Source organism: Streptomyces sp. NBC_00310, assembly GCF_036208085.1.
Taxonomy (GTDB): domain Bacteria; phylum Actinomycetota; class Actinomycetes; order Streptomycetales; family Streptomycetaceae; genus Streptomyces.
This window is the reverse complement of record NZ_CP130714.1, coordinates 8,299,607-8,319,366: the sequence shown is the minus strand read 5'-3', so window position 1 is coordinate 8,319,366 and position 19,760 is coordinate 8,299,607. Positions and strand designations below refer to the sequence as shown.

At 70.0% G+C, this 19,760-nt stretch carries 18 protein-coding genes and 2 pseudogenes; 8 read left to right on the top strand and 12 right to left on the bottom strand.

Annotated elements, in window-relative coordinates; translation table 11 throughout:
* Positions 1–33 precede the first annotated feature (33 nt).
* The 3 genes from OG202_RS36415 (at position 34) to OG202_RS36405 (ending at position 3,640) form a co-directional block, all read left to right on the top strand.
* Positions 34–1,596 (top strand): long-chain-fatty-acid--CoA ligase, encoded by a 1,563-nt coding sequence (locus OG202_RS36415; protein WP_328224176.1) that lies wholly within the window; start codon positions 34–36, stop codon positions 1,594–1,596.
* A 270-nt stretch (positions 1,597–1,866) separates the two neighbouring features.
* Positions 1,867–2,607, top strand: coding sequence for an alpha/beta fold hydrolase (locus tag OG202_RS36410; protein WP_328224175.1), 741 nt, complete (start codon positions 1,867–1,869; stop codon positions 2,605–2,607).
* Between the two features lie 319 nt (positions 2,608–2,926).
* The gene (locus OG202_RS36405; RefSeq protein WP_326576062.1) at positions 2,927–3,640 is read left to right on the top strand and encodes an AAA family ATPase; all 714 of its coding nucleotides are present in this window, start codon (positions 2,927–2,929) and stop codon (positions 3,638–3,640) included.
* A gap of 294 nt (positions 3,641–3,934) precedes the next feature.
* Here OG202_RS36405 and OG202_RS36400 read toward each other — a convergent pair whose 3' ends face one another.
* The 4 genes from OG202_RS36400 to OG202_RS36385 all read right to left on the bottom strand — a co-directional run bounded on the left by OG202_RS36400 (position 3,935) and on the right by OG202_RS36385 (position 8,017).
* Positions 3,935–4,996 carry an IS630 family transposase gene (locus tag OG202_RS36400; protein ID WP_328224174.1) on the bottom strand — a complete coding sequence of 354 codons (1,062 nt, stop codon included), beginning with the start codon at positions 4,994–4,996 and terminating at the stop codon, positions 3,935–3,937.
* 114 nt (positions 4,997–5,110) lie between these two features.
* Positions 5,111–5,536: an ester cyclase gene (locus tag OG202_RS36395; protein ID WP_326576067.1), complete on the bottom strand. Its 426-nt coding sequence runs from the start codon at positions 5,534–5,536 to the stop codon at positions 5,111–5,113.
* 369 nt (positions 5,537–5,905) lie between these two features.
* On the bottom strand, positions 5,906–6,967 hold the full coding sequence (locus tag OG202_RS36390; RefSeq protein WP_327727479.1) for an alkene reductase: 1,062 nt from the start codon (positions 6,965–6,967) through the stop codon (positions 5,906–5,908).
* Between the two features lie 258 nt (positions 6,968–7,225).
* Positions 7,226–8,017 carry an SDR family NAD(P)-dependent oxidoreductase gene (locus OG202_RS36385; protein WP_326576070.1) on the bottom strand — a complete coding sequence of 264 codons (792 nt, stop codon included), beginning with the start codon at positions 8,015–8,017 and terminating at the stop codon, positions 7,226–7,228.
* Between the two features lie 698 nt (positions 8,018–8,715).
* Here OG202_RS36385 and OG202_RS36380 point away from each other — a divergent pair.
* Complete coding sequence (locus OG202_RS36380) at positions 8,716–9,282, top strand: TetR/AcrR family transcriptional regulator (protein WP_327727480.1); 567 nt, start codon at positions 8,716–8,718, stop codon at positions 9,280–9,282.
* Between the two features lie 463 nt (positions 9,283–9,745).
* On the opposite strand, the pseudogene OG202_RS36375 reads toward OG202_RS36380, so the two are convergent.
* The 8 genes and pseudogenes from OG202_RS36375 to OG202_RS36340 form a co-directional block, all read right to left on the bottom strand.
* Positions 9,746–10,107: pseudogene (locus tag OG202_RS36375) on the bottom strand (aldo/keto reductase); the annotation flags it as partial.
* Between the two features lie 91 nt (positions 10,108–10,198).
* Complete coding sequence (locus OG202_RS36370; RefSeq protein ID WP_327727482.1) at positions 10,199–10,486, bottom strand: hypothetical protein; 288 nt, start codon at positions 10,484–10,486, stop codon at positions 10,199–10,201.
* Positions 10,487–10,581: 95 nt separating this feature from the next.
* On the bottom strand, positions 10,582–10,749 hold the full coding sequence (locus tag OG202_RS36365) for a hypothetical protein (protein WP_327727483.1): 168 nt from the start codon (positions 10,747–10,749) through the stop codon (positions 10,582–10,584).
* 122 nt (positions 10,750–10,871) lie between these two features.
* Positions 10,872–11,570, bottom strand: coding sequence for a nitroreductase (locus tag OG202_RS36360; RefSeq protein ID WP_327727484.1), 699 nt, complete (start codon positions 11,568–11,570; stop codon positions 10,872–10,874).
* A 278-nt stretch (positions 11,571–11,848) separates the two neighbouring features.
* Positions 11,849–12,583: an NADPH-dependent F420 reductase gene (locus OG202_RS36355; protein ID WP_327727485.1), complete on the bottom strand. Its 735-nt coding sequence runs from the start codon at positions 12,581–12,583 to the stop codon at positions 11,849–11,851.
* Between the two features lie 105 nt (positions 12,584–12,688).
* A complete protein-coding gene (locus OG202_RS36350; RefSeq protein ID WP_328224173.1) occupies positions 12,689–13,282 on the bottom strand; it encodes a TetR/AcrR family transcriptional regulator in 594 nt (197 codons plus the stop codon).
* A 255-nt stretch (positions 13,283–13,537) separates the two neighbouring features.
* On the bottom strand, positions 13,538–14,377 hold the full coding sequence (locus tag OG202_RS36345; protein WP_328224172.1) for a helix-turn-helix transcriptional regulator: 840 nt from the start codon (positions 14,375–14,377) through the stop codon (positions 13,538–13,540).
* Positions 14,378–14,681: 304 nt separating this feature from the next.
* Positions 14,682–15,431: an SDR family oxidoreductase gene (locus tag OG202_RS36340; protein WP_328224171.1), complete on the bottom strand. Its 750-nt coding sequence runs from the start codon at positions 15,429–15,431 to the stop codon at positions 14,682–14,684.
* Positions 15,432–15,579: 148 nt separating this feature from the next.
* Between OG202_RS36340 and OG202_RS36335 the strand changes: the two are divergent.
* From OG202_RS36335 to OG202_RS36320, 4 genes and pseudogenes are all read left to right on the top strand, one after another.
* Positions 15,580–16,422 (top strand): annotated as a pseudogene (locus OG202_RS36335) (HAMP domain-containing sensor histidine kinase).
* A 103-nt stretch (positions 16,423–16,525) separates the two neighbouring features.
* Complete coding sequence (locus tag OG202_RS36330; protein WP_326576088.1) at positions 16,526–16,852, top strand: rhodanese-like domain-containing protein; 327 nt, start codon at positions 16,526–16,528, stop codon at positions 16,850–16,852.
* Positions 16,853–16,898: 46 nt separating this feature from the next.
* The gene (locus tag OG202_RS36325) at positions 16,899–18,167 is read left to right on the top strand and encodes an NAD(P)/FAD-dependent oxidoreductase (protein WP_405960134.1); all 1,269 of its coding nucleotides are present in this window, start codon (positions 16,899–16,901) and stop codon (positions 18,165–18,167) included.
* 120 nt (positions 18,168–18,287) lie between these two features.
* Positions 18,288–19,745 carry an MBL fold metallo-hydrolase gene (locus tag OG202_RS36320; protein ID WP_327732102.1) on the top strand — a complete coding sequence of 486 codons (1,458 nt, stop codon included), beginning with the start codon at positions 18,288–18,290 and terminating at the stop codon, positions 19,743–19,745.
* Positions 19,746–19,760: the final 15 nt, after the last annotated feature.

Below are 19,760 nucleotides of genomic sequence, written 5' to 3'. Positions count from 1 at the left end.
GAGCCCCGACTACGCACGGACCAGGAGCCATTGATGACGCGTTCGACCCGGAACGTGTCCGGACTGCTGACCCGCACCGCGTCGGGACACCCCGCGCGCACGGCGATCGTCTTCGGTGGCGATCGGATCTCCTACGCGGAACTCGACGCGGCGTCGAACCGGGTGGCGAACCTGCTGATCGAGCGCGGCGTTCGCCCTGGCGAGAAGGTCGCCCTGTCCTGCACGAACAGCCCGCAGTTCACGACGATCTACTTCGGGATCCTCAAGGCCGGCGCGGTCGTCGTGCCGTTGAACGTGCTCCTCAAGGCGCGGGAGATCGCCTACCACCTCAACGACTGCGAAGCGACGGCGTACTTCGCCGTCGAAGGCAGTCCGGAGCTCCCGATCGGGCGCGAGGCATGGTCGGCCTTTCAGGCCGCCGGTCGGGCCGCTCACTTCTTCCTCATCGGCAGCGGTACGTTGGTGGACGGCGTCACCCCGGACCAGGTCCATGCCGCCGCTGTCGCCGGGCAGCCGGAGACGTCCGAGACGGTCGAGCGGGCCGACGACGACACCGCGGTCATCCTCTACACGTCCGGTACCACCGGGCAGCCCAAGGGCGCGGAACTCAGACACCGGAACGTGTACGACATCGCCCGAGCCGGTGTCCAGCTCTTCGCGTCGGACCCTGCGACGCCCGACGTCTACCTGTGCGTCCTTCCGCTCTTCCACGCCTTCGGCCAGATGGTCATCCAGAACGGCGCCATCGGGTTCGGCGGCACACTCGTCCTGCAGGCGAGGTTCTCCGCCCGAGAGGCGCTGGATCTCATGCTCGACCATGCCGTGACGTTCTTCGGCGGCGTACCGACCATGTACTGGGGCCTGCTCGAGGCACTCGACGACAGCGTCGACGTCGCCCGGCTGGCCGCCAACCTGCGCATCGCCGTGTCGGGTGGTTCCGCGCTGCCCGCGAAGATCCATCAAGAGTTCAAGGAACGTTTCGGTGTGACGATCCTCGAGGGCTACGGGCTCTCGGAGACGGCGGCGATCGCGTCGTTCGCCAGGTACGGCGAGGAGCCCCGCGTCGGATCGATCGGCCTGCCCATCGCCGGGGTCCGGATGAAGCTCATCAACGATGACTGGTCGGACGTGGCAGACGACCCCGGCGCGGTCGGGGAGATCGCGATCAAGGGCTACAACATCATGAAGGGCTACTACGAGCGCCCCGAGGCCACCTCGGAGGCCATCGACCAGGGATGGTTCCGCACCGGAGATCTGGCTCGCAAGGACGCCGACGGCTTCTACTTCATCGTCGACCGGTCCAAGGACATGATCATTCGCGGCGGGTTCAACGTCTACCCGCGCGAGCTCGAGGAGGTGCTCATGGAGCACCCCGCGGTCTCCTTGGTCGCCGTCATCGGAGTTCCGCACCGGAGTCACGGGGAAGAGATCAAGGCCGTCGTCGTCAGGAAGGCCGGCGACCGTACGACTGAGGCCGAGCTGACAGCCTGGGGAAAAGAGCAATTCGCAGGCTACAAGTACCCGCGCATCGTCGAGTTCGTCGACGCCCTGCCCATGACCGCCACCGGGAAGATCCTCAAGCGCGAACTGTCCTAGAAAGCAGGGCCGTCTCCGGCGCCACGGATTCCCTGCGCACGGCCCGCGCTCGCGGCTGCCCCCCAGTCGCGTCGGTCGCCGGTCCACGGCTCCGAGGACGGGCTCCGTGCCTACCCGCACATCGCCCACGGCGACGACGACGTCCTGCACACCCTCCGCGAGCCGTGGCCGACCGGGCTGGTCCTCAACCGGGCCAGCGCCTCCACCGCCACCGCCACCCGCGCCAAGGACATCGAAGACGGCATCGCCGACATCGTCACCGTCGGCTTGGTGAGCGGCTTCCCCGGGACCATCGACTGGTGGGACCCGGAGTTCCTGGACCTCCTGGCCGCCGACCACGACGTGATCCTGTTCGACAACATCGGGATCGGCTACACGCCCGGCGAACCACGCGACTCCGTCGAAGGATTCGCCGACGGCGCCATCGAATTCATCGAGGCCCTCGGCCTGGCGCAGGCCGATCTGCTCGGCTGGTCCATGGGCGGTTTCGTGGCCCAGCACGTGACGCTGCGGCGGCCCGACCTCGTCCGCAGACTGGTCGTGGCGGGCAGCAGTCCCGGCCGGGTGCCCGGGGCGCAGCCCTTGCCGGAGAAGGTGCAGGGCATCATGGCCGCGCCCGACGCCGACGCGGACGACATGCTCTACCTGTTCTTCCCCGAGACCGACGCGGGCCGCGCCGCCGGGGTCGAGCACCTCACCAAGGTCTCGACACGCCTGGCCGCCGGGGGCCCCGCGGTGTCCGAGACAGCGGCGACGCGCCAACGCGAGGCCATCGGCAAGTACATGGCGGTTCCGTTCGAGCAGGTACGGGCGAACCTGGAAACCATCAAGCAGCCCGTCCTCTACGCCAACGGCGTCCACGACGTGATGGCCCCCGCCCTGGCCTCCTACGTCGCCGTCCAGCACCTCGACTCGGCCACCCTGGTCCTCTACAGCGACGCCGGCCACGCCTTCCTCTTCCAGCACGTCAAGGCCTTCACCACCGAGGTGTCCAACTTCCTCGCCAACTGACCTCGCCAACTGACCACGCCAACTGACCACGCCAACTGACCACGCCGACCGAAACGTCGGCACGCGACTCGGGCGGCAGAGCGCTGACACGGGATCAGAGGCACCTACTGACCGTGCGAACCGACCGTGAGAAATCAAGGGATTACGTTCGGTCCGGCGCCGCGAGCGTGCAGAGTTCAGCTGGGCGCTGAGAGCACCTCCTCGCAACGCATGGGAACGGCTGCGTGACCGATCGGAGCCCGGGCGACAACGAGCGCGAGGTACTGACGCCGGCTACGCGGTGCACGTACGCTTTCCGAGTCCAGGTGACACTGGTTGCGTGATTGTCGAACGCGCGTATGCCCATCTCCCCTCGTACGACGAGGAAACCTGGCCTTGGTCGGTGCCCTGCGTCCGACAACTGCTCAACGAAGGGCTGCGGTTCACCGCACCGGTGACCTTTCTGGTCGGTGAGAACGGCTCGGGGAAGTCGACCCTGGTCGAGGCGCTGGCGGAGGGGTTCGGACTGGACTCCTACGGCGGCTCCCACGACTGGCGCTACGCCTCCCCGCGCGGCAGGTCGACCCTCGGCGAGCGTATGAAATTCGACGCCGCCTCGGGGCGCGGGCGCCGTATGGCCACCAGCTGGGCGGCCCGCAAGGGCTTCTTCCTGCGGGCCGAGACTGCGCTGGACGCCCTGGACAGGGAGGGGTTCTCGCCGGACTCGGTCAGCCATGGTGAGGGCTTTCTCGCGGCGTTCCGCGGGAAGTTCCTACACGCCGGGCTCTATGTTCTCGACGAGCCGGAGGCAGCGCTCTCCTTCTCCTCGTGCCTCGAACTGATCGGGCACATCGACCGGTTGGCCAAGGAGGGCGGCCAGGTCATCTGTGCCACGCACTCACCCTTGCTGACCGCACTGCCGGGCGCGGACATCATCGAGGTCGGTGAGCACGGTATGCGGAGGGTCGCCTGGCGGGAGCTCGGCGTCGTGGATCACTGGCGCCGCTATCTCGCCGACCCGCAGGCCTATCTGCGGCACATCGTCGAACCGTGAGGAATGGTCAATAGGTGTGGTCCGTCGCTGCGGGGTGTTGTGATCGGGTACGACGCCCCCAGGCTCGAGCGCCTGTACGGCGATGCCGTCCGCCCCGGCGCCCCGCCCGCCACCGAGGCACCCTCCCGGTCGCCGGCACCAGCACCGCCTCGCATCCCTCCGGGTCCATCCGCATCAGGGCCCGGGCCCACGCCTCCACCCGCTCCGCTTCCAGTGGCAGCACCGGGAGCGACACCCAAGGCCGCGTCTCCGGCGGACCTGCAGCAGCCGGGGCCGCCGCCACTCCAGACGGAGCTAGTGTTCCGAGTCGGGAATTCTGTTCAGATAACTGGCGAGGCGTTCGAGGATCTCGTCTGCGGTCTTCGTCCAGACGTAGGGCTTCGGGTCGGTGTTCCAGGCGGCGATCCAGTTGCGGATGTCCTTCTCCAGGGCTTGGACGGACCTGTGAACGCCGCGCCGTACCTGCTTGTTGGTCAGTTCGGCGAACCATCGCTCGACGAGGTTCAGCCAGGACGAGCCGGTCGGTGTGAAGTGCAGGTGGAAGCGGGGGTGGGCCAGCAGCCACTTCTTGATGGCGGGGGTCTTGTGGGTGGCGTAGTTGTCGCAGATGAGGTGGACATCCAGGTCGGCGGGCACCTCTTTGTCGAGCTTGGTGAGGAACTTCTTGAACTCCTCAGCCCGATGTCTGCGGTGCAGGGAGCCGATCACTTTGCCGGTGGCGACCTCGAGGGCGGCGAACAGGGTGGTGGTGCCGGCGCGGACGTAGTCGTGGGTCACCCGCTCGGGAACCCCGGGCATCATTGGCAGCACGGGCTGGGATCGGTCCAGGGCCTGGATCTGCGACTTCTCGTCGACGCAGAACACCAGGGCCCGCTCGGGCGGGTCCAGGTAAAGGCCGACGACATCGTGGACCTTGTCGACGAAGTACGGATCGGTCGACAGTTTGAAGGTCTCCGACCGGTGCGGCTGCAGGCCGAAGGCCCGCCAGATCCGTGAAACCGACGACTGCGAGAGGCCCGTCTCCTTCGCCATCGACCGCGTCGACCAGTGCGTTGCGTTCTTCGGAGTGGATTCCAGCGTCTTGGTGACTACCGCGGCAACCTGCTCGTCCGTCACGGTCCTTGGGCCGCCCGGACGCGGCATGTCACCCAGACCGGCGATCCGGTACTGCACGAACCGGGCCCGCCAGCGGCCCACCGCATGGGGTGTGGAACCGAGCTGAGCAGCCACGTCCTTGTTCGAGGCGCCCTCGGCGCAGGCCAGGATGATCCGACACCGCAACGCCCATGCCTGCGGCGTGGAACGTCGCCGCACCCACTCCTCGAGTGCGGCCCGTTCTTCGTCCGACAGTGTCAACTCGGCCTACGCCCGCCCCGTCCGTGCCATGGAGCAAGCCTATACATCTGAACAGAATTCCCGACTCAGAACACCTAGGCATACAGCTCGATATCCCTAAAACAAATGCCTTTCTCAGGACTGCAGCTGGGCGAAGAGTGTCGCCAGGTCGATGAGACCCCAGTGGTCGGTGAGCTTCCCGTCGGCCACCTTGAACATGCGAACCTCCAGCACCTTGATCGATCGGCCGGTGGCGGGTGTGCCGTTGAAGGGCCCGGTGTTCGTGCCGGTGAGGACGAAGGTGATCGCGAACCAATCGTCCTCGGCGACGACACGGACCGGCGTGGCCGCGAAGTCGGGGACCGCGACGAGGAACGACGCCAGCACCGCGCGGGCCTCCTCGACGCCGGTGGTGGTGCCGTCGGCGGCGTGGTTGCGGAAGTCCGGCGCGTACAGGGCGAACAGGGTGTCGAGGTCACGCAGGTTGACGCGCCTGACGTATTCATCGGCAAGTCGGTGCAAGTCGGTGGTGGACGTCTGGGTCTCGTTCGAGGAAGACATGTGCTTCTCCAATGTGGACGGAGCGGCTCCGCCCTGGTGATGGACAGCGGAATCGGGTCGAATCATGAGGTGCCCCGGGTCACCATCGGCTCCGGGCCCAGGGGCGCTCGGCGGTGATGATCGGTAGTCGGATCAGGCGGCACTTCGCCGATAGGTGACGCCTTCCGGCTCCCGGGCGGTGAGATGGACGCCCTCCACCCGGGTGCGGGTCGCATCCGGCTCGGACTCGGGAATCACCAGTCCGGCCATAAAGTCCGCGAACTCGATCGCTTCCGGGCTCAGTTCAGCGGCAGTGTGCTCAGACAGGTGGTACCTCCATGGGGCCGTCTGGGCATACCGGCCCGCCGGGACCGGTATGGCCGGGGTTTGTCAGGCGGTGAGGGTGGGGTAGTCGGTGTAGCCGGCCTCGCCGCCGCCGTAGAAGGTGGCGGGGTCGGGGGTGTTGAGGGGGGCGCCGGTGCGTACGCGCTCGACCAGGTCGGGGTTGGCGAGTGCCATCGTGCCGACGGTGACGATGTCGGCGATGCCGTCTTCGACGTCCTTGGCGCGGGTGGCGATGTCGGTGCCGGCCCGGTTGAGAACCAAGGTGGTCGGCCACAACTTGCGCAGGGTGTGCAGGGGTTCGTCGTCGCCGCCGTGGACGATGTGCAGGTAGGCGAGGTCGAGCGGGGCGAGGGCGCGCACGAGTGCCGGGTACAGCTCGTGGGTGTCGCTCTCCGCGATGTCGTTGAACGGGTTGCCGGGAGAGATCCGGAAGCCGGTGCGGCCGGCGCCGATCTCCTCGGCCACGGCGGTGGCGACCTCGACGGCGAAGCGGATGCGGTTGTCGAGGGAGCCGCCGTAACGGTCGGTGCGCCGGTTGGTGTTGGTGGCGAGGAACTGATGCACGAGGTAGCCGTTGGCGCCGTGGATCTCGACGCCGTCGGCGCCGGCCGCGATGGCGGCCGCCGCGGCGCGCCGGTAGTCCTCGACCGTCGCGGCGACCTCCTCGGTGGACAGCTCACGCGGTACCGGCATCTCCTGAGGGCCGGACGGGGTGAACATGGTGCCCGCCGGCTGGACCGGGGAGGGGGCGACCGGCTGCCGGTGGTGGGGGGTGTTGTCGGGGTGGGACATCCGTCCGGCGTGCATGAGCTGGATGACGATGCGTCCGTCGGCCTCGTGCACGGCGTCGGTGACCTTGCGCCACCCGGCGACGTGTTCCTCGGAGTAGATGCCGGGGGTGAGCAGGTAGCCCTGGCCGTCGGCGTTGGGCTGGGTGCCCTCGGTGATGATGAGGGCGTGCGAGGCACGCTGGGCGTAGTACTCGGCGTTCAGCTCGGTGGGTATGCCTTCCGGTGTGGACCGGTCCCGCGTCAGGGGGGCCATCGCCAGCCGGTGCGGCAGGGAGATCTCCCCGGCGACGATCGGGTTCCACAGGGCGTTCGACATGGATGTTTCCTCAGAAAAAAGGGTGAGTGGGGGCTGCGGGGTGGCGGGCTGCCGCGAGTTCCGCGTACGCGGTGACCGGGCTGTCGCGCGCATGACCGCCGCCAGTTGCAGTGCCGGGACCTGGCTGCTTGTACGGGCGAGGGGAGGAGGTCGAGCGTGTCGGTCCTCCCCCACGCCGGAGGACCCATCGGTCGTCGTGTGCGGCAGCGGTCTTGCCGTTGCCACAAAGGGACTCCCGCACCGGAGTCGGAGCGGCGGTCAGCCGCGGTAGCGATCGGCCGGGACGCGCTGCGACAGGTTCGGGACGAGCGTCTGACGCGCCTTCTCGAACGACTCCCAGTCGCTGATCTGGGGCAGGGACGGGATGGTGACGGGCTCCCCGGCGTCGAGGCCGGCGAGCGCCGCGTCGACGGCGTCGTCCGCGCTCATGATCCACTCGTCGGGGAACGCCCCGAGGTCGGCGCCGGAGCCGTCCCAGAACTCCGTGCGGACAGCACCCGGCAGCACGGCCTGCACCACGACGGGGCTCTCGGCGAGTTCCTGCTGCAGGGCCTGGGTGAACGTCAGCACGTAGCTCTTGGTGCCGCTGTAGACGGCGCTGACGGGCAGGATGTTGAGAGCCAGGGCAGAGGAGATGTTCACGACGGTGCCGCGCCCGCGGGCCGTCAGGCCCGGCAGGACCGCGGTGGTCAGCCTGGTCAGCGAGGTCACGTTGAGGTTGATCAGCGCCTCGGAGGCCGCGGCGTCGGAGGTTGCCAGCGGGGTGAACAGCCCCCCGCCGGCATTGTTGATCAGCACCTCGATGCTCTCGTCGGTCCGCAGACGCTCCTCGACCACGGAGATCTGCGCCGCGTCGGTGAGATCGGCGGTGACGACATCCACTGCGCGGCCCGTGCGGCTGCGGATGTCCGACGCCAGCGTTTCCAGCCGCGCGGCGTTCCGGGCCACCAGGATCAGGTCGTAGCCCCGGTCGGCAAGCCGCTGCGCGTAGGCGCTGCCCAGGCCGGCGGACGCACCGGTGACAACGGCGCTCTTGTTCTGCGTGGTCATGGGGGATCTCATTTCTGGTCTGGCGAAGAAGCAGGGGGCCAAAGCGTTGGCCTCGCTTTAGATTACGATAGATATCTAAAGCGATCCAGTCAACGGCCCCGACGCCGGCAGTCACCGCCCACGGCCGGAGACTGCTCGACATGCACGCGGGTCACAGGGCCGGCGGCCGATCAGCTTCGGACGGAGCCCCCCCCCGGGCGCAGGGTCACCGTGGACGGTTTCGCGAACCGCCCTCACGACGAACGCGCGGGTACGGCGAACGACACCTCCACGGAGACGCGCATGGCGCACACGTGCCGAGCACAACGCGACCGACCGCCTCCAACCGGAGCGCCGGATCATCTCCGGCCCTGGGGGCGAGCGGCGCGGTCTTCGCCTCGACAGCCCCTCGGCAGCCCCGGCTCGCCAGCGAATACGATCAGGCGCCCAGGGATGGGGCCACCTGTCACCCAGAGGCCGAACAGACTCCGTCGACCGCCAGGCACGCGCTCCACGAGATTCGCATCGGCGCCTTCTCGCAACCGCCGCACTCCGGAACGGATACGTGACACGGCCGCAAGCCGCTTCCGGTGCGGGCCCACGAGCCCCTCGCCTCGCGACAGCAAGAAAGGGCCGTGCCGAAAGAGGGCGCTGCGGCCGCCCGCCCGCACTTCGCATACGATAGATGCAGTTTACTATCTAACGTGGGCGGGTGAGTGATGAGTCGCGTTTCGCAAGCACAAGCGCTCGAGAACCGTAGGCGCGCGGTCGCCGCGGCCTCCCAGCTCTTCCGGGAGCGCGGCGTGAACGGCATCAGCGTCGCCGACCTGATGAAGTCCATCGGGCTGACCACTGGCGGCTTCTACAAGCAGTTCTCCTCCAAGGAGGCCCTGGTGGCCGAGGCGGCCCAAGCCGCTTTCGGGGACCTTGACCTGCTCCTGGCGTCGTTCGATACGGCCCAGGGCGATCACGACACCGCGCGCGGCGCCCTCGTCGACTTCTACCTGTCGGCCGAGCACCGTGACCAGCCCGGCACCGGTTGTCCCACCGCGGGATTCGCAGGGGACATGGCTCGCGAGCCCGTAGCCGGGGAGGTGCGGGAAACGTACGCGGCCGGAGTCGAGGCATTCGCCGCGTGGCTGTCCACCGACGCCGACGACGGCCTTCCCATGGTGGCCACCCTGGTCGGAGCGATCCTGCTCGCCCGGGCCACCGCGGGCACCGAACTGTCGGAGAAGATCATGGAGTCGACCCACAAAGCCCTGACCGCACCACACAGGCCTTGACCCGAAACCCTGGACACGGGCTGTGCGGCTGGCGCCAAGGCCACGTGGTCAAGCGGTGTTGGTCACCGGAGGCCACCTGCCCCCGGGTGGATCCGCCACGCGGGAGCCCCAGTGGCCCAATTCGCGAAAGTACGGGCGGACCGTGCCGATCATGTGACGCGCCGGGCGTCCGCACCTGGGACAGGGAGTTGCTGAGCACGGTCCAGGAAAGCAGCAGGTCAGTGGCGGTTTTTTGCCTCTGCTTCCCATGCGTCAGGCGCCTGGAGCGTCAAACGAGCGTCAGCCGACCACATCCCTCGGGACGCAGTCCGGCAGTCGCTCCTCGCCGTCGGTCAGTAGCGGTCGCCCTGCGGCACGGGCAGAGCGGCCGGCTCGGCAGCGCTCAGGCGGATGTCGGCCACGACGGCGTTGTCGGTCAGGTACTTCGGAGTCTTGGTGCCGAGGGATGGGCACGACGTACGAAGGTGGCGAACCGGCCGGTGAGGAAGCCCTTGCCGAGCGGTGAGTTCGGCAGGAAGGCGATGCCCTGTTCCCGGCAGTACGGCAGTACGTCGACCGTCCACTCCCTCGTCCACAGGGAGAGTTCGGACGGCACGGAGGTCACCGGATACACGGCCTGAGCCGGCTCGATCTGTTCCACGTGGCCTCGGACAGGCCGATGTGACGGGCCTTGCCCGCGGCGACGGTCTCCGCCAGGGCGTCCCAGGTCTCCTCGACCGGGACCGTGGGGTCGACGCGGTGCAGCTGGTAGAGGTCGACGTGGTCGGTGCCGAGCCGGCGCAGGCTCTCGTCGATCGACCTGGGTACGTGCTCGGGGCGCCCCTCCGCGAACGGGCAGCCGCAAGGGTAGTTGGCGCCACAGGTCGCGGTGCCGGACGGCTGGACGGCTGGACGGCGATGGGCTGCGTGGTGGTGGTCATGACCGGGCCGGCTTCGTGAGGCGCGGGTCGAGGCCGTACTGCTCGTGGGCGCCGAGGTTCTCGCGCAGGGTGGGGCCTTCGTAGTCGTCGTGGAACAGGCCGCGTTCCCGCAGGATCGGGACGACCTTGTCGACGAAGGAGTCGAAGCCGTCGTGGTAGCTGTCGATGGCGATCGAGAAACCGTCGCAGGCCCCTGCCTCGAACCACTGCTGCATGTGGTCGGCCACGTCGGCGGCGGTGCCGGCGACCACCGGGTGGTAGTCGATGACGCCGTGGGCGAGCACGTCGCGCAGGGTCCAGCCTTCCCGGGCCACTTCGAGGGCGCGGGCGGAGCGCGGGTCGTGCGGGCTGGGTATGGCGTCGGCGAGCTGGTCCGCGGTCAGGGGCTCGTCGAGCTCTGGGCGGGGCCGAGCGGGAGACCGATCATGGCGCCGAGGTAGCGGACGCGTTGGTCCAGGTCGACGACCTCGTCCAGGAAGCGGCGCCGCTGAAGGGCGGCCTGGCGGGAGGGGACGATGGTCGGCATGAAGCCGGCGAGCATCTTCACCTCGTCCGGGTCGCGTCCGGCGCGCTCGGCGGCGTCCCGCAGAGCCTGGCGCTGGGCCCGGGCGTCCTCGATGGTGTGACGGCCCGGGCCCAGGCGCCGGACGGTTCCTGCGGGCGGAGGAACTACGGCCGGTCGAGGACTCCTGGGGTGTCATGCAGGACCACGCTCCGCTGCAGCGGAACCCGCTCCGTGCGGAGCGTGTTCACCGGTGCCGCCGGGTCGGCCATGCCGAAGGAGATGCCGAACAGCAGCTTGAGCTCCGCGGGGACACCCAGGAACTCGCGGACGGTGTCGGCGTAGACGCCGAGTACGGTCTGCGGGATGCCGGCCAGCCCCCGGGCCGCCAGCGAGAGCAGGAAGTTCTGCGCGTACATGCCGATGTCGCCGGCCGTCCGCACCCCGTCGCCGAGCGCCGGCATGAACAGGAACGCGGCATGGGGAGCGCCGTAGAACTCCAGGTTCTCGCGGACCGCCGCCCTCCTGCCGTCCCGGTCCGAACGCTCGACGCCCCGGGCCCGGTAGACACTCGCGCCCAGGGCCTGCGACCGCTCGAGGTAGAGGCCCTCGCCGTAGCCATCGGTGAAATCCGGGGAGGTCCGCCCCTCCTCCTCGGCCCGGAGCAGCTCTTTGCCCAGGGCGTCACGCGCCGCACCCGAGACGACGTGCACCGTCCACGGCTGGGTGTTGCTGTTCGACGGGGCCGTCTGTGCGTCTTCCAGCACGCCGCGGATGTCCGAAGGGGACAGGGCGGTGGGCAGGAACCGCCGGGGGGAGCGTCGGGAGCGTGCGATGTCGGTGAAGGGTGATGCGGTGCCGGGCAAGGCGGTTCCTCTCCACGGCGCGCAGTCCCGCCACGGCGGCCGCGGCACAGCGCGGTACGGCAGGCCGTGCGACGAGGCAGCCGACGTAAGGGCCGGGCGCGGGACGCACCCTTCCGCGGGTACCGGCAGGCATGCGGATGCTCACAGGCAGCGGCGTGCCGAGACTGCGGGTCGCAGCGCGGGGGACTGCGCGCTCTTCGTGTTCGTCTTGTGTGTTCGTGGCGTGCCGGCGCTGCCGCCCTCGTGCCGTTGCGTGCACGAGAGCCGCGGCGGGTGACTCAGCGGTGGGCGGCGCGGTTCATCTCGACGACGTCCTCCAGGGTGGCCGTGGCCGGGAGGGCGGCGAAGCGTTCTGGGAGGCTGTCGCGGATGCCGGCGTCCTTGACGCGGTCGGCCGCGGCCAGGGCCGCCGGCAGTTCGTCGAGGGTCAGTTCGGTGCAGTAGGCGGGGCTGTTCGGCTGCTGGCGCCACGAGTCGGCCAGCGTGCCGGCGTCGTAGGGATCGAAGCCGGTGTCGTCCACGAGCCGCATGGCCACGCGCCGCGCCTCCGCGGAGTCGCCGGCGACGGGGATGGCGAGGCGGCCGGGCGTTCCGGCCGGGACGCCCCGGGTCCGCTGGGTCTCTGCCAGGGCGGCGTTCCACGCCTTGACCACGGGGCGCCCCAACTGCTCCGCGTTCCACACGCTGTCGACCTCGCCGTTGTCCACGGCTTCGATGTGCCCGTAGAGGTGCGGGTAGTAGTTCGCGGTGTCGATGACCACCGTCTCGGCGGGGACCGAGGCGAACAGGCCGGCCAGCTTCCCCGCCACCCCGAAGGGGATGGCCAGGACGATGACGTCCCGGCCCTGGACGGCGTCGGCGAGCTCCGCCGCGCGGGCCCCGGACTCCAGCACCTCCGCCCGGACGGCCTCGGGGCCGCGGGCGTCGGCCACCTGGACGTCGTGACCGGCCGTACTGAGCTTGGCGGCGAGGTTCCCGCCGATGGCACCGGCTCCTATGACGGTAATTTTCATGATTTATCCCTTGAGAGGTTGCGCCGCCCCTGAGGGCAGCACGATGTGATGGCCGTGTGGTGGTCCCGCCTCGCGTTGCGGGGGCGGGGCGGGGTGCCTGGCGGATTACGCCTGGGTGTCCCGCTGGCGGTAGCCGCTCGCGATGAGCGCGCGGAGCCGGTCGAGCGGCTCCTCCTCGGTACCGGTGCCCTTGATCCAGGCAACGGAACAGGCCGCGAGGAACAGGTCGTGCCCCCGCACCGACGCGCGCACGCGCCCCGCGAGCTGGGCGGCTCGCACGTACTGATCGGTGGCGGTGATGAGGATGTCGCAGGGAATGGTGAGCGGGTTGTCCGGTTCCTGCGCCCTGGCCGCGGCCATGAGCGGGTCGGGCAGACCGCTGAAGGCGCTGAAGTACTCCTCCATCGCCCGCAGCCACTGGTCCAGCGCCTCGGCGGGGTCGCCGAGTTGCTCGATGTCCGCCTGGCGGGCGACCAGTTCCTCGGAGCGCGTCTGCAGCACAGCCGCCAGCAGCGCCTCCCGGGTGGGGAAGTGCCGGTACAGGGTGCCGGGCCCGACGCCCGCCTCCTTGGCCACCGCCTCGAGGGAGGTGCCGACCCCGTGCTGCAGAAAGTGACGCTGCGCGGTCTCCAGGAGGGCAGCGCGGTTGCGCTGGACGTCCGCGCGGGGCTTGCGTCCCCGCTGCTCACCGGCGCTCATTGCACCCTCCTGCCTGCCGCGATCCTGCGGCCGCATCAAAACGGATGCTGCCTCCGTACGTATTCGAGAGTAAAACGGAGGCAGCATCCGGTCAAATGGGCGGCCTGAGCGCGGAGCCCGGACATCGCAGGGGGCCGACATATTCGGCCGTAGAGCGCAGGGCAAAAGCCGTGCGGGCTGCACCATCCCAGAGTGCCCTTGTCCGGCCACTCCCGCGCCGACCCCGGCCCAGTCCCCAGTCCCCGACCCAGGACGTCAGGGCGTGAGCTGCTGGTGTCCGATGACGGAGAGCAGTTCGAGTTTGCTGTGGCTCTCCGTGCCGGGGCGAGTGGTCAGCACCACCAGGGTCTGGGCGCGGTTCTCGGTGTACAGGACCTGGGCGTCGACCTCGATGCGGCCGAGTTCGGGATGGAGGATGATCTCGCAGTCGTCGTAGCTCTGTGCGACCTCCTGAAGTTCCCACATGCGGACGAACTCGGGGCTGTGCTGCTGGAGTTCGGCGAGGATCCGGGCGGCTCGGGGGGTGTCGCTGCCGGCGGTCAGCGCGGCCCGCAGGCGTGCCGCCTGGGCGCGGCCGTGGCGTTCGCGGGTCTCCTCGGGAACCATCAGGCGCTCGGCCGGGTCCATGAACCAGCGGTAGTAGCCGCTGCGGGCCAGACCGGTGTGGCGGGTCTGATCGCCGAGCAGTGCGACGGCCACGGGGTTCATCGCGAGGGTGTCGAGCAGGTCGGTCTGCACCAGGGCCGGGGAGTCGTCCAGGCGGTCCAGGACCCGCAGCAGCGTCGGGCTGACATGTTCGGAGCGGTGGAAGCGGGCCGGGGCGTTGTGGCCGATGAGGACGAAGAGATGGTCACGTTCGTCCAAGGTCAGCCGCAGCGCCCGGGCGAGAGCGGCGGTGATCTGGACGGAGGGCTGCGGAGCACGCTGCTGTTCCAGCCGGGCGTAGTAGTCGGTGGACATGCCGGCGAGCTGCGCGACCTCCTCGCGGCGCAGCCCCTGCGTACGCCGGCGCGGCCCCTCGACCAGCCCGACGTCGCGGGGCAGCAGCGCCTCACGCCGATGTCGCAGGAATTCCGCCAGCTCCTTCTTGTCCATGCCGTCCATCCTCGCCGCATCCCGCCCGGCTATCCAGAGACCGCCGATCCATGGCTGAGCTCTCCTCTCTCACTCCTGCGAAGCCGCGCGCACGGCCGACGCCGAGGGCGCCCGACGTTTTGGACGGGCCCCGGGCCCCGGGCCTCGTCGCCCGGCCCGGCCGACACGACGATGTCCGCCGTGTCGGCCGGGCGCTCGCGTACCCGTGTCGGCACCCGGGACGGAGCCGGCCACCTCCAGTGCGACGACCGGGGCGAAGCCGAAGACGCTTCCCTACCGTTCCGCGTCGGTCACTACAGGTCGGTCAGCTGCCGGCCATCATGGCGAGGACGTCGTCGTAGGAGCCGGTGGCCACCGCGTCGCGGATGAACCTGGCGCGCTCGACGACAAGCTCCTTCGCGTCGGGCTTCTCGCGCAGCAGGTCGAGGGCCTCGGTGAGGAAGTCGTCCAACGGCATGGACTGTTCGCTGTCCTGCTGGCCCATCAGGGTCGTGCGCACGCCCGGCGGGGCCATCTCGATCACCTGGACGCCGGCGTCGGCACCGGCGAGCTGGATGCGCAGGCTCTCGGAGAACGAGTGCAGCGCGGCCTTCGTCGCACTGTAGGTCGGGGTGATCGGGTACGGCACGAACGCCAGCGCGGAGGTGACGTTCATGACGACCGCGTCGTCCTTGCCCACCAGCAGCGGCAGGAAGGCGTACGTCATCCGGATCGTGCCGAGCAGATTGGTCGCGACGTGATCCTCGGCGACCTGGAGTCCGGCCGGGTCGAGGAGGTTCTCCCGAAGCATGATGCCGGCGTTGTTGACCAGGACGTTCAGCCCCGGGTGGCTCGCCGCCACGGTCTCACGGGCACGGGCGATCGAATCGGGGTCCGCGACATCGAGGACGAGCGCGTCGATCCCCGGGTGCTCGGCCGTGATCTCGTCGAGGAGTTCCTTGCGCCGGCCGGCGACGATCACCTTGTTACCGGCCTCCTGCAGCCGCAGGGCCAGACCGAGGCCGATGCCCGAGGTTCCGCCGGTGATCAGGATCGTGTTGCCGGTCATCTTCATGGGGTCCTGCTCCTTCGGTACGGCGGGCCGGTGAGCGCCCGCGGCCTCGACCGTAGAGGCGCCCGCGCAGGGGCGGGAGAGGACGGTTCATCCATGGATCGGCGGTCTCTGGCTGAGCCGTAGCAGACGCCACAACCGGTCAGCTCCCGTGGTCCGGGTCGCGTCGACCGCCCGTGCGCTGGCCGCCGGGGACCGCAGCGCACGGGGCCGGATCGACGCACCCGGTGAACTGGGCGACCTCGCCCGCGCCTTCGACGCCATGGCCGACGACGTCGGCCATGGCGAGCAGGCCCGCCACCGGCTCGCCGCGGACGTCGCCCACGAACTGCGTACGCCCCTGACCTCGTTGCAGGCGGGGCTCGAGGAACTGCGCGACGGCTACGCCGACCCGTCGGCCGAGCGCCTGACCTCGCTGCACGACCAGGCCCTGCGGCTGGGCCGCATCGTCGACGACCTCGGGGAACTGGCGGAGGCCGAGTCGGCCCGGCTGTCCCTGCCCCTGGCCGAGGTGGATCTGACCGCCCTGGCCGTCGCCGCCGTGGCCGAGCGCGCAGCCGAGCTGCGCACGGCGTGGCTGGCCGTACGCACCGTCCCCGGCCCCGCCGCCCTGCTGGTCCGCGCGGACGCCGACCGGCTGCACCAGACCCTCGGCAACCTGCTGAGCAACGCCGCCCGCCACTGCCGGCCCGGCGACACCGTCACGGTCACCACCTCCGCCATGCCCTTCGAGGCGCTCGTGGCGGACACCGGTCCGGGCATCCCCGCCTAAGAGCTGCCGCATGTCTTCGACCGTCTGTGGCATGGGGCCCGCGCTCGTTCCGCGGGCGGCAGCGGCATCGGTCTGGCCGTGGTCAAGGAGCTGGTCAGGGCCCACGGCGGCACGGTCACCGCCGACTCCGGACCAGGCGGCGGGACGCGCTTGACCCTCCGGCTGCCCAGGGTCGCACCCCACGGGTCACGGCTCGTTCCCGGCCCTGGCGTCGGGCCGTGACTTGCCTCCCGGGCAAATACCCCTAGGGGTATTTGACGCTCCCCCCGGCCCGCCGTACTCTCGGCAGAGAGATACCCCCGGGGGTAATTGAGGAGGCAACCAAGTGGCTCGTGAAGTGACACAGGAAGCGTTCGCGGTGGCCTGGGCCGACGGCGCGCTCGTGGTCGACGTCCGGGAAGCGGACGAGTACGCCGCCGGACACGTGCCGGGCGCGCGGCTGATGGCGCTGCGCACCGTGCCCGCGCGGTGCGGTGAACTGCCCACCAACCGGCCGGTGTACGTGATCTGCGCCAGCGGCAACCGCAGCAGGAGTGCCTCCGACTGGATGAACTCCTACGGCATCGACGCCTACTCCGTGGCCGGCGGCACCTCCGCCTGGGCCCGCGCCGGGCGTCCGGTCGCGGCCGGTTCGCACGAGCACGCCGCCTGACCCCGTCCGACACCCGTACACCGGCCAGCCGGGAAGGAGCACCGCCTTGGCCACCACCCCCTCACCCTCCCCCAAACGCTCGGCTTCGCTCGCGCCCGGGGGGACCCCCATCACCCCGATCTCCGGCCGCCACCGCGTCGCCGTCGTCGGCGGCGGCAGCGCCGGCATCAGCGTCGCGGCCCGCCTGCGCCGCGCCGGCGTCAGCGACATCGCGTTGATCGAACCGTCCGACACCCACTGGTACCAGCCGCTGTGGACCCTGGTCGGCGGCGGCCAGGCGCTCCTGCGCACGACCCGCCGCCCCGAAGCGTCCGTCATACCCGACGGCGTGCGCTGGATCCGCCGGCGCGCTCTGGCCGTCGACCCCGAAGCCCGCACGGTGACCCTGTCCGGCGGCGACGCACTCACCTACGAGTACCTGGTCATGGCGCCCGGACTCCAACTCGACTGGGACGGCGTGCCGGGCCTGGCCGAGGCGGTCGGCCACGACCGGGTGAGCAGCAACTACGCCCCCGAGTACGCCCCCCGCACCTGGGAACTGATCCGGCAGATGCGCTCGGGCACCGCGGTCTTCACCCACCCGGCGACACCCCTGAAGTGCGGCGGCGCCCCGCAGAAGATCGCCTACCTGGCCGCCGACCACTGGCGCAAGCAGAAGGTTCTTGACGACGTCCGCGTCATCCTGGTCATCCCGGACCCGGCGATGTTCAAGGTGCCCGCCTGGTCACAGGTCCTGGAGAAGGTGGCCGCCCGGTACGGCATCGAGGTGCGGCTGCGCTCCGAGGCGACCGTCGTCGACGGCGACGACCGCACGGTGACAGTCACCGACCACGCGAACGGCACCAAGGAGACCATCGGCTACGACCTCCTGCACGTCGTACCGCCGCAGAGCGCACCCGACTGGATCAAGGCGAGTCCGCTCGCCGATCCCGCGAGCCCGCAGGGCTTCGTCGCCGCGGACAAGCACACGCTCCAACACCCGCACCACGACAACGTCTTCGCCCTCGGTGACGTGGCGAACCTGCCCACCTCCAAGACCGGCGCAGCCGTGCGCAAGCAGGCCCCGGTCGCGGCCGCCAACCTGCTCGACGTCATGAACGGCCGATCCCCGTCGCACCGGTACGACGGCTACACGTCCTGCCCTCTGGTGACCGCCCGCGACCGGATACTGCTCGCCGAGTTCGACTACGACCTGAATCCCACCCCCAGCTTCCCGCTGCTCGACCCCTTCAAGGAGCGGCGCACGATGTGGCTGTTCAAGCGGTACGGGCTGCCGCCGGTGTACTGGCACGGCATGCTCACCGGCCGCCTCTGACCGGTCGGCCCGGGCATCCCCCGACCCGGGCCGGCCACCCCCCCTTCGACAAGGGCGGACCAGACCCGTCTATATACCCCCTGGGGTATGCACCCCTTCCGGTACGGAGGTCACCCGAAGATGTTCTTCGCCCAGTACTACCTCGACTGCCTCTCCCAGGCGTCCTACATGATCGCCGACGAGACCACCGGCCGGGCCGTCGTCATCGACCCCCGCCGCGACGTCTCCGAATACCTCGCCGACGCCGCCGAGCACGGCTTCACCGTCGAGGCGGTCATCAACACCCATTTCCACGCCGACTTCCTCGCCGGCCACCTGGAGCTGGCCGACCGCACCGGCGCCTGGATCGGCTACGGGCAGCGTGCCGAGGCCGAATACCCCATCCACAAGCTGACCGACGGCGAACGCATTACCCTCGGCGACGTCACACTCCAGATCCTCGAAACTCCCGGCCACACCCCGGAGTCGATCAGCGTCCTGGTGTACGAGCACGCCGGCGACGCCGTCCCCTACGGCGTCCTGACAGGTGACGCGCTGTTCATCGGCGACGTCGGCCGGCCCGACCTGCTCGCCTCGATCGGTGTGACCGCCGACGAACTCGGCAGGATGCTCTACGACACCGTCCAGCACAAGCTGATGGACCTCCCGGATGCCGTGCGGGTCTTCCCCGCCCACGGCGCCGGATCGGCCTGCGGCAAGAACCTCTCCACCCAGCGCCAGTCCACCATCGGCGAGCAGCGCGCCACCAACTACGCGTGTCGGCCCATGAGCGAGGAGAGGTTCGTCGAGCTGGTCACCGAGGGCCAGCCGTCCGCGCCCGCCTACTTCGTCTACGACGCCATCCTCAACCGCAAGGAGCACGGTCTGTTCGACGCGGCCGCCGCGCCCCGGCCGCTGTCCGTCGAGGAGTTCATGCGGCGGCGCGCGGCGGGTGCGGTCGTCATCGACGCCCGCTCGCCGCAGGACTTCGCGCCCGGGTATCTGCGCGGCTCGGTCAACGTGCCCGCGGACGGCCGCTTCGCCGAGCAGGCCGGCATGGTCGTCGCCCCCGAGCAGGAGGTCGTCGTCATCGCTCCGCAGGACCGAGAGGAGGAGGTCGTCACCCGGCTGGCCCGCATCGGCTTCGACAAGGTGGGCGGCTACCTGCGCGAGCCCGAGGGCGCCTTCCCCGCGCTGGCCGACGAGATGGAACAGGCCAGCCGCCTGACCGCCGACGAACTGCGCCGCCTGCTCGACGGGGACGAACCCCCGCTGGTCCTGGACGTACGCAACACGGGCGAGCGCGAAGAGGGCTTCATCGAGGGCTCGCTGCACATCCCGCTGGCCGAACTCACCCGCCGTATCGACGAGATCCCCGCCGGCCGTCCCCTGGTCGCCCACTGCGCGGGCGGCCACCGCTCCTCGATCGCCGTCAGCCTGCTGCGCCACCAGGGCCGCACCGACGTCTCCGACCTGCTCGGCGGCTACGGCGCCTGGCTCGCCCTGCCCTCCCCCACGCTCGGCTTCTCCCCCACGCTCGGCTTCGCTCGAGCGGGATGCACCCCCACCCCGGGCGGACCCCGGTCGGCCGACGTCTGATCCACCACACACCGC